The following is a 9,323-nucleotide window of genomic DNA, read 5'->3' on the forward strand; positions in this document are numbered from 1 at the left end:
TTACTCAACAAACGCCATCCAGAATTTTTCACCCTTTCTTTTAAAATTGTTTTGGCGATCGCGATCGCTGTTACTCCTATCCAGCTATATATTGGACATTTAAGTGGCGAGCAAGTATATCATTATCAGCCGACCAAACTAGCGGCAATGGAAGCACAATGGTCAACGATCCCTGCGGGAGAATCACCTTCTTGGAGTATGCTAGCTATTCCTAATGATCGGCAAGAGAAAAATGATTGGGAAATTTCAATTCCAGGTTTGTTGAGCTATATTCTGGAAATTAAGCCTCAACTTTCAGAACCCGTATTAGGCTTAAAAGAATATGCTCCTGAAGATCGACCTCATCAAATTGGCTTAATTTACTATGCCTTTAGAATCATGATTGCCATCGGCTTCATTCTGGCAGGATTAATGGCAATTAGCGTTTTACAGTGGCTACGAGGCAAACTATCGGCGACAGATATTACACAGCAAAAATGGCTATTAAGACTTTGGCTATTTTCAGCACCTTTAGGCTATATTGCCGTTGAATGCGGTTGGATTGTGCGCTGTGTCGGTAGACAACCCTGGACAGTATACGGCGAAATTCGTACCGTTGATGCTGCTTCTCAACTACCTCCTGAGAATGTGCTAACTTCTTTAATTACTTTTGCGATCGTTTATAGCATCTTGTTTGTATTTGCCCTGTACTTCGGTAGCAGTATTATTCGCAAGGGACCAAATTTTGATTTACCTGTTCCTGGTAAAGATGTCTCTCCCGACTTAAAGACTACGTCAGCAGAACCTATTCCCGATAGCCGTCCCGCAGAAGCTCAACAATGAGCAATGAGCAATGAGCAATGAGCAGTCCTCAAGGATACACTCAATGCGATATCCTCATTGACTTAAGGACAAGAGTGCAAGCCCTAAAGGATCAGCTAACGCGTCCGCGTCCGCCTCAGGTTCGCAAATAATCACTAATTAGTAATCAAAGATATGGAAGCTTTAGATAATTTTCTCCCTCAAGTTTGGTTTGCCATCTTGGCGTTGTTTTTATTTCTCTACGTGATGTTGGATGGCTTTGATCTAGGAGTAGGTATACTTTCGATTACAGCCTCCAGTGAAGAACGTCGGAGTATACTAATGACTAGTTTAGGAAATGTTTGGGATGCCAACGAAACTTGGCTAGTTTTAATGGGAGGAGCATTATTTGGCGCTTTTCCTTTAGCCTATGGCACAATTCTTCAGGCTTTATATATCCCGATCATGATTATGATCTTTGGCTTAATCTTTCGTGCGGTGGCGTTTGAGTTTCGCGAACACTCTAATACAAAGTTGTTGTGGAATGTCGCTTTTGGTGGAGGTAGTTTCCTAGCTGCCTTAGGACAGGGATTTGCCCTGGGTGGTATTTTACAGGGAATTAATGTTGATACTGCTGGTCATTTCATCGGCGGAACATGGGATTGGTTAGGTTTGCGATCGCTTTTAGTTGCTTTAACTTTAATTCAAGGCTATGTCTTAATCGGTTCAACCTATTTGATTTTAAAAACTGAGGGAGAGCTACAAACTACTCATAATTTAACTGCCAAAATTTCAGCGGTTACCACTTTCATCGGGGCAGTATATCTAACGATAACAACCCCGATATTTTCTCAAAGTGCCAGAGAAAAGCTATTTGATGCTCCTTTAGTGTATATTTTTGCTCTTATTCCTCTGCTGGGTGCTTTGTTAATTTTTTTATTACTTAAAAGTCTTTTTGCTCAACAAGAAACTAGACCTTTTATCTGGACTTTACTGTTGTTTTTGCTGTCTTTTCTTGGCTTAGGTTTAGTTGTCTTTCCTTATATCATTCCCACCCAAATCACTATTTATCAAGCTGCGGCTAGTCCTAGTTCTCTAGTTTTCATGATTGTTTTTATTGGTTTTTTGATTCCTATCATGTTGGCTTACAATATATACAACTATATTGTCTTTAAGGGGAAAGTTATTACCGAAGAATATTAGTAAAGGGCTTCGCCCTAGCTCTTAGCTAATGTTCTTTACCCGAACTAAAGTTATTTAATATACTCAATTAATGCTGTTTCTAAATCAATAATTAAGCTATCAATATCGCTATTCATAGCAATAAAACATTCAGCAGGAGTTATTTTAGGTTGGAAGTTAATTAATTTTAATTGTCCTTTCCCAATTCCGACAATTACCACCTCGACGGCTGGATCATAATTGTCAACAATACCCAGTATCTCCTGAACAATACCCCGAGTATTTTGATTTAATTTTTCGAGGCTGTCTTGAGAACAGGCAACAAAATGTGGTGTCGGCTGCAAATCAATGCCCAAAACATCATTGCTTTCCCCCCATTCTTGCTGTAATCCCCAAGCTAAAGCTGCAAGCTGTTGTTCGTAGTTATTCACGAACAGATCAAGTTGCAATCGCCATTTTTGTTCAGCAATTTCTGGTCGATTATCACCAAAATCAAACATATAACCCAATCTAAATCTTCTGACTTTTGTTTAGCAGCTAACTATCAGCTTGTCTAGATTTTTGCTAAAAAATACTAGAAAATTACTGCATCAATCTTTATCCTCTGCTGAGAACTAACCAAAGTCAAATAAGCGTTACTAATTTTAGTTATAAAAATAGCCTGACTAGATCTCAGGCTAACAATTGAAGCAATTAAGTGATTGAAGCTAGTGATCAAAGCTATTTAAACAGATGATTCTTGCTGTTGATAAAGATAGCAGTAGCGACCTTTGAGTGCCATTAATTCTTCGTGAGTACCTCGCTCGACAATTGAACCTGCATCCATCATGACAATCGTATCGGCATTTTTAATCGTACCCAAACGGTGGGTGATAAAAAATACAGTACGTCCTTTAAGCGCCTCCTTAAGATTACGAGATACCTCTTGCTCGGTAGCAAAATCTAGAGCGCTAGTTGCCTCATCTAGTACCATCATCGCTGGTGCTTGGAGAATTGTTCGCGCGATCGCAATCCGCTGTCTTTGACCCCCAGAAAGTGCCGATCCTCTCTCTCCTACTCTGGTGTTATAGCCATTGGGCAGAGTCATAATAAAGTCATGAGCAGCAGCAATTTGAGCGGCAGCAATAATTTCTTCGGTAGTAGCATCAGGATTCGTTAGAGCAATATTGTCTAAAATTGAGCCTTCAAATAGCAAAGTTTCTTGTGGCACCACTCCAATCTGACGACGTAGTGAATAAAGTTCCACACGGTTAATATCATACCCATCAACCAAAATTCTGCCCCCTTCGGGTTCATAGAGGCGCGATAACAGCTTAGTCATGGTGCTTTTACCTGCACCACTTTCTCCCACAATAGCCACAAAAGTTCCAGGCTCAAACTCGGTGGTAACATTTTTTAGTTGTAATGGGCCACTGCTTTTAAAGCGGAAGGAAAGGTTGTCATATTTGACTCGACCTTTGATGGCAGGCATGGGAATGTTATTGCGATCTTCTTCACCTTCTTCGGGGTGATCGACAATATCAGCTAGACGTTCTAAAGATAGGGCAGTCTCTTGGAAATTTTGCCATAAGGTCGCCAGACGCATTACAGGAGTGGTAACATAACCAGCAATAATTCTGAAGGCGATTAATTGACCTAAAGTAAGTTTTCCGTCCAGAACTAAATAAGCACCCATCCCTAAAATTAAAACTCGCGAAATTTTATTTAAGAAGTCACTAGCAGATTTCGCTAGGGTAGAGGTGATAACCGTTTTAAATCCAGTAGAAATATAGCGGGCATAACGTTCTTGCCATTTCCAACGCGATCGCAGTTCAATGTTTTGTGCCTTGACCGTTTGAATTCCAGTTAAAATCTCGACTAAATAGGACTGAGTTTCGGCGTTGCGTTCGGCTTTAACTCTCAACTCCTTGCGAATTGTGGGCGAGAAAATGAGGGTTAAACCAATAAATACGGGAATAATTGCCAGGGATAGCGCCGTTAATATAGGGCTATATGCCAACATGACCAATACATATAAGACCGAGAATACACAATCAAGAACCACCGTTAGGGCTGTTCCTGTTAAAAATTGACGAATTTTTTCTAGTTCATTAACCCTGGTGGAAATTTCTCCAACAGGTCGCCGTTCAAAATACCGCAGAGGTAGTCTTAGCAAGTGATCGATGATTTCTGAACCCAGGCTTAAATCGATCCGATTAGTGGTATCAACAAAGAGGTACGTACGTAAAGTTGTTAATAAAGCCTCAAAAATATTGATGACAACCAGAAATCCAATTAGCCACCAAAGAGTATCAGGACTATTTTGGCTAATCACCTTATCAATGATGACCTGAATCATCAAGGGATTAGCTAGTTGAAATAACTGAACAAAGAACGAAGCAATAAAAACTTCGATTAATACCCGCTTGTATTTTTGCAGGGCAGGATAAAACCAATTTAAGCCAAATCTTTCTTGGGGCGTGTCCTTGGTTTTCTTAAGTAACAATACTTCGCCACCATCGCCCCAGGTGTCAATAAAGTCTTGGGGTTTGTAGCGACGTACACCCAATTCAGGGACGGCAATGACCAATTCTTCCTCATTCAGTTCATAAATAATAGCCAAACTATCTTGCCAATTAACTAAACAAGGGCCTTCCAAACGAGTAATTGCCTTAGCAGGAATATTGATTAACTGAGGATTCAGCCCCATTAATTCTGAAATACCACCACATAAAGGTAATGAGAGAGTAGGCGATCGCTCTAGCTGTTCTACCAACACCCGCTTAATTACCTCTTTACGGAATGGCATCCCAAAATGCTTGCTCAACATTTGAAAACAGGCTACTCCCACTTCTAGAGGAGTCTTACCACGGAAAAAAGGATATTCTTTTTTGGCTGTCTCAGGAACTTCCTCTTCACCCCTAAACGCGTAACCTTCTCCCAATCCTTCCGCATCATCAAAATCGCTTTCTGCTAAATCTAGACTAGGTACGATTTCGTGATCATCTTGCAAAAACTCATCAAAAGCATTGTTTTGATCTTCTTCTGCACCTTCTGCAAACCAGTAGACTTTCGGAATAGAGATCAGGCGGGCTGGTTGATTACCTGAGACAGTAACAGTCTGAATATCCTTAGTCAGTTCTAGACGCTCACCTACCGAAAACCGATCCACCGAACCACCACTGACCAACCAAACCAAACTAGGATCTGTTAACGGCTTGGCAGTTTCTCCATTTAACTGATGCTCTCCAGGGGCAAGATAATGTACCCGTGCCATTGGCGCCAGCTTATTCGCCAATTCTGTCAGTTCCCAATCACCTTGAGCCTGTTTTTCTAGCTGAATACCTAAAAGATCAAAAATTTCGACCTGGGCAGGTTTCAGTCGATACTCGGCTGCTAACTCAGGATATTGATCGAGCAGCTGTAAAAAATATTCATTATCAAGAGCAAGACAAACTACTTCTGTACTTGCCATCGCTGTCTCGCAAGCTATTCCCCGCGCGAGATTAACCCAGCCAATTATTTCTCCTGGTTTGAGCTTATTTAAGGTGGTAGGCATTTTGGTACGAGGGTCATAACCCAGTAGCCTGACTTCTCCTTCGGAAATAATTGCTACCTGCCCTTGCATTTTTTCCCGCATAATCATCACTTTGCCCACCCCAAACCGCAGTGGTTTTAAATGGGGAGCGATTTGCGCGATCGCTTCGGGAGAAAGTTGATTGAATTGGGGAACTAGTGAAAGGAACTGCTCGACAATCTTGGTAGTATTGATATTGGTATTGGTCATGAGTTAGATAAGCCTTAAGAGGTTACTGGGCTAGGTAAGAACGATACTTTTTGCTGAATTGATTCATTAAGCCAGCGATTGAACAACTCATCTAGCATTCTTTGTCGCATGGGTTGATCGAGTTTGGCTGAAATATAATTCTCTAAGCGCACAATGACAATCCATTCGCCAACACGAGTAGGAGGAATTAATTGACCAGGCTGGCAGGTGGTCAAAATTTGAGCAATTTTAGGATGAGGTGCATTAATTTCTACTGGACCAATTATTCCTCCAGTTTGCGCTTCCGTACCCTGTGAATATTCCATTGCTAGGGCGCTAAAGGCATTTTGGTCATCCTTAATACGAAAATATAGTTCTTGAGCAACCTCTGCTTTTTCGACTCGAATTAACGAATAAACCACACGGTCTAGTTGAGACTTGCGCTGAATAAAATAAGCATCTACATGGTCTTTCCAAGTTTCCTGTTTATATTTATCTATTCTTAATTTTTTCGTGATTAGATTTTGCAATTGCTGGCGGTTGATGCCCTGCTTATCTAACCATCCTTGCACTTGTTCTTCAGATTCAAGCTGATTCTGTTGACAAAACTGCTCGAAGATTGTGCTGTTTTCTTCCTCGCTACATTTAATTTCGGCGATCGCTTGATCCGTTAAAATTTCTTGGGCAAGCTTGGGTAAAATTTGATATTGAATTAGCAAAGGAACTAGATCCTCCGCTGTATAAACTTGGTTATCTACTTCTAAAACTACACTCATATTTTTTGAGTTACCGACGATGATAGGCTAATAAATACAGATAATTACAATTGATTACAATTAATTTTATGATGATCGACTTAAATTACAACTTTACGCTATAACTTTTTGATTTGATCGACAGAATCTGCCTAGATTTAAGCTTTCTCCACAATTTTGCTCCCCTAATTTAACCTAGTTTGCCTAGAATGACACATCTTTGCAGCTTTTTCAGTCTGATTAAATTAATTAAATTAATCAGTGCGTAAGTGCGCAATCTCTTGGTGAATTTGAATTGTCCTACGCCTTAAGCACGAAATAGTAGAACCACTGCATAAGCACAAATGCCTTCTTCCCTCCCAACAGGACCTAACTTTTCGTTGGTGGTTGCTTTAATGCTCACTTGCTCTAGGTCTAAAGCCATAGTTTTGGCTAAAGAAAAACGCATAGATTTTAAATGAGGCTTGAGCTTTGGCTGTTCGGCTACTATCGTCGAATCAATATTACCAATTCGCCACCCCTGAGATTGGATAATTGATAAAACTTGTTCCAGAAGCATGATACTGTTTGCCCCTTTCCATTGAGGGTCGTTAGGGGGAAAATAATGTCCAATATCTCCCAAACCTAAAGCACCCAAAAGAGCATCCATGATTGCATGAGTTAAGACATCTGCATCGCTGTGTCCTAATAACCCCAATCGATGAGGAATATTGACTCCTCCCAGAATCAATGATCTGTCTGCTACCAGTTGATGTATGTCATAGCCATTGCCAATACGAATGTTCATTGTTTGAATGAATTATCCTAAATTAGTTTATGGATTAAATTTACTGTTGGAGTATTAAAAGTATGCTAAATCGCCTTCGTATTTTTTCTCGCCAAACCATCTTGACGAGCGTCTTAACTGCTTGCGTTTTTACAATTGCTACTCCTGCTTCAAGTCAAATTTTACCCGAAGTATGGGGAACAATCGGCTCAGTTGACGATCTAGTTAGTTATGGTGCTGGGGTCAGATTTGCTGGCACAGGTCTAGAGATTGGTACAGGAGAAGAAGGTGCTACGGGAGCAGATTTCCTCACGTTTATTGGTTTTCCTGTGGTTTCTCCTTATTTAGGACTTGGTTACTACACTGGAGATGAAACGATCGCCTATTCAGGAGGTGTTCATATCGGCGCAGGTAAAATAGTTATTGGTGGCGGATATCATTCCGTTCGCGGTATTAATGGTCAATTAGGTTTTAAATTCTAGTTGATTGTTAACTACAGTTAAGTTCAAAAGTAGTGGGCAATTCTCGCTACTTTAATTTCCGATTAATCTTTGCCGACTAGGTAAGTGGCACTTTTGACTCTACAGTTCGTCTGATTGTTTGATAGCCTAGCTAAGACAACTGCATGATTGTCAAAGCTCAAGATCAAAGCGCTGCAATAAACTCTTAATTCAAAATCAAAATAACTATGTTTAACTCTAAATCTCTTTTTAAATCGTTACTTATCACTTTAACCTTAGCTGGGGCAACTGTTACAGGAGTCCACACCATAGCCAAAGCCCAAGGTACTCCTGGTTTAGTTATCTTTGGCAATAGAGATGTAGACATTCTTAATTACTATCTCGATTTTGGTGGTGTTGCCGAAGGTCGCGATCGCTATCGTCTGAGAATTCCCCAAAAGAAACTACCCAACGGTGCTACTCGGTTTGTCATTTCCTATCCCGACTATTTCGATGGTAAGTTTAACACCGATAAAATTGAAGTTAGAGTCAACGGTAAAAAAGATAATTCATTACCACTTAAAAATGTGGTTTGGGACGAAAAAAATCACTTGATCCAAATTGACTTGGCTCAACCTCTTTTGAACCCTAAAAAACTTGAGTTAGTCTTTTCTAACGTAAAAAACCCAGATGTGGGAACGTACTATTTTTATGCGAAGGTGTTTCCTGCGGTCAACGCGCCTGTCCCACAACAAGTTGGTGCTTGGGTGATTAGTATTAATCCATAGATGAGATGTCTTTAAAGTGGTTAAAATTGCCGATTCAACCTTTGGCAGTATTTAAAGATTATAAAAATAGGTTTATTTTCCTATTTTGCAAGCGACATAAAGCTCGTAAACTATAGCTCATAGCTAAAATATATCTATTAAATCAAAAAAGGTCAGTAATTTTATTGTAAAATTACAGATTGTGGCTTTTTGTCAAGCACATTGACTGTAGTTTATAGAGGAAATAACCAGTGACCCAGCGTACTTTAGGCGGAACTTCCCGCAAACAAAAAAGAAAATCGGGCTTTCGCGCTCGTAAGCGTACCAGTAATGGCAGAAGAGTAATCTCCGCTCGGCGCAAAAAAGGTCGTCATCGTTTATCAGTTTAGTTTGAGTATTTGAGTTGGGACTACCAAAATCCCATCGATTGAGAGATCGAGGAGACTATAGGGCTGTTTACGCACAGGGCATCCGTCGTTACAGTCCCCATCTAACTTTGTTTGCCCTTGCCTATAGAGAGACAAAGAGTACGGATTCTACTCCAGCCAGTAGCTTTGGCATTTCTATTAGCAAGAAGGTCAGTAAAAAAGCCGTAGTTCGCAATCGAATTAAAAGACAAATCAAAGGAGTAATTAGAAGTCATTTACAGGAAATTAAAGCTGGTTGGCAAATCGTAATTGTAGTTAGACCCAAAGCAATTGAATGCAAATATGAACATTTTTTGCGAGAATTAGAAGAGTTATTAAAACAAGCAAAAATAATCAATGGGTATTAAAGAAGAGGTTTATTACGAAGGTGGTCCCCACGTTGGAGATTTAATTTTTAATATATTTTTAGCATTTACCGTAATCTGCATTCCCTTAACCGTAGGTGCAATCGTTAGAGCCT

Annotated in this window: 10 protein-coding genes and 1 pseudogene; 7 read left to right on the plus strand and 4 right to left on the minus strand. The window is 40.1% G+C overall.

Features of this window, described 5'->3' with window-relative positions:
* The coding region (locus C7B62_RS22340) for a cytochrome ubiquinol oxidase subunit I (RefSeq protein ID WP_146132178.1) at positions 1 to 822 on the plus strand (822 nt) is incomplete at its 5' end.
* A 153-nt stretch (positions 823 to 975) separates the two neighbouring features.
* Entirely contained in the window at positions 976 to 1,983 is a 1,008-nt protein-coding gene (gene cydB / locus C7B62_RS22345) for a cytochrome d ubiquinol oxidase subunit II (protein ID WP_106242605.1), read from the plus strand.
* Between the two features lie 50 nt (positions 1,984 to 2,033).
* Here the strand turns inward: cydB and C7B62_RS22350 are convergent, their stop codons facing one another.
* The 4 genes from C7B62_RS22350 to ispF all read right to left on the minus strand — a co-directional run bounded on the left by C7B62_RS22350 (position 2,034) and on the right by ispF (position 7,249).
* Complete coding sequence (locus C7B62_RS22350; protein WP_106242609.1) at positions 2,034 to 2,462, minus strand: hypothetical protein; 429 nt, start codon at positions 2,460 to 2,462, stop codon at positions 2,034 to 2,036.
* 224 nt (positions 2,463 to 2,686) lie between these two features.
* Positions 2,687 to 5,728, minus strand: coding sequence for a peptidase domain-containing ABC transporter (locus C7B62_RS22355; protein ID WP_106242612.1), 3,042 nt, complete (start codon positions 5,726 to 5,728; stop codon positions 2,687 to 2,689).
* 14 nt (positions 5,729 to 5,742) lie between these two features.
* A complete protein-coding gene (locus tag C7B62_RS22360) occupies positions 5,743 to 6,483 on the minus strand; it encodes a peptidylprolyl isomerase (protein WP_106242615.1) in 741 nt (246 codons plus the stop codon).
* A gap of 286 nt (positions 6,484 to 6,769) precedes the next feature.
* Positions 6,770 to 7,249 (minus strand): 2-C-methyl-D-erythritol 2,4-cyclodiphosphate synthase, encoded by a 480-nt coding sequence (ispF, locus tag C7B62_RS22365; protein WP_106242618.1) that lies wholly within the window; start codon positions 7,247 to 7,249, stop codon positions 6,770 to 6,772.
* Positions 7,250 to 7,311: 62 nt separating this feature from the next.
* Here ispF and C7B62_RS22370 point away from each other — a divergent pair, with 62 nt between their 5' ends.
* The 5 genes and pseudogenes from C7B62_RS22370 to C7B62_RS27270 all read left to right on the plus strand — a co-directional run.
* Positions 7,312 to 7,710 (plus strand): hypothetical protein, encoded by a 399-nt coding sequence (locus C7B62_RS22370; RefSeq protein WP_106242621.1) that lies wholly within the window; start codon positions 7,312 to 7,314, stop codon positions 7,708 to 7,710.
* Positions 7,711 to 7,916: 206 nt separating this feature from the next.
* Positions 7,917 to 8,456, plus strand: a complete 540-nt coding sequence (locus C7B62_RS22375) for a DUF2808 domain-containing protein (protein ID WP_106242624.1) — start codon at positions 7,917 to 7,919, stop codon at positions 8,454 to 8,456.
* Between the two features lie 230 nt (positions 8,457 to 8,686).
* Positions 8,687 to 8,824, plus strand: a complete 138-nt coding sequence (gene rpmH / locus C7B62_RS22380) for a 50S ribosomal protein L34 (RefSeq protein ID WP_106242627.1) — start codon at positions 8,687 to 8,689, stop codon at positions 8,822 to 8,824.
* Positions 8,825 to 8,838: 14 nt separating this feature from the next.
* Positions 8,839 to 9,210 (plus strand): ribonuclease P protein component, encoded by a 372-nt coding sequence (gene rnpA, locus C7B62_RS22385; RefSeq protein WP_106242630.1) that lies wholly within the window; start codon positions 8,839 to 8,841, stop codon positions 9,208 to 9,210.
* Positions 9,200 to 9,323: pseudogene (locus tag C7B62_RS27270) on the plus strand (PH domain-containing protein); the annotation flags it as partial. The gene rnpA and the pseudogene C7B62_RS27270, both read left to right, overlap by 11 nt.

Source organism: Pleurocapsa sp. CCALA 161 (assembly GCF_003003995.1).
GTDB lineage: Bacteria > Cyanobacteriota > Cyanobacteriia > Cyanobacteriales > Xenococcaceae > Waterburya.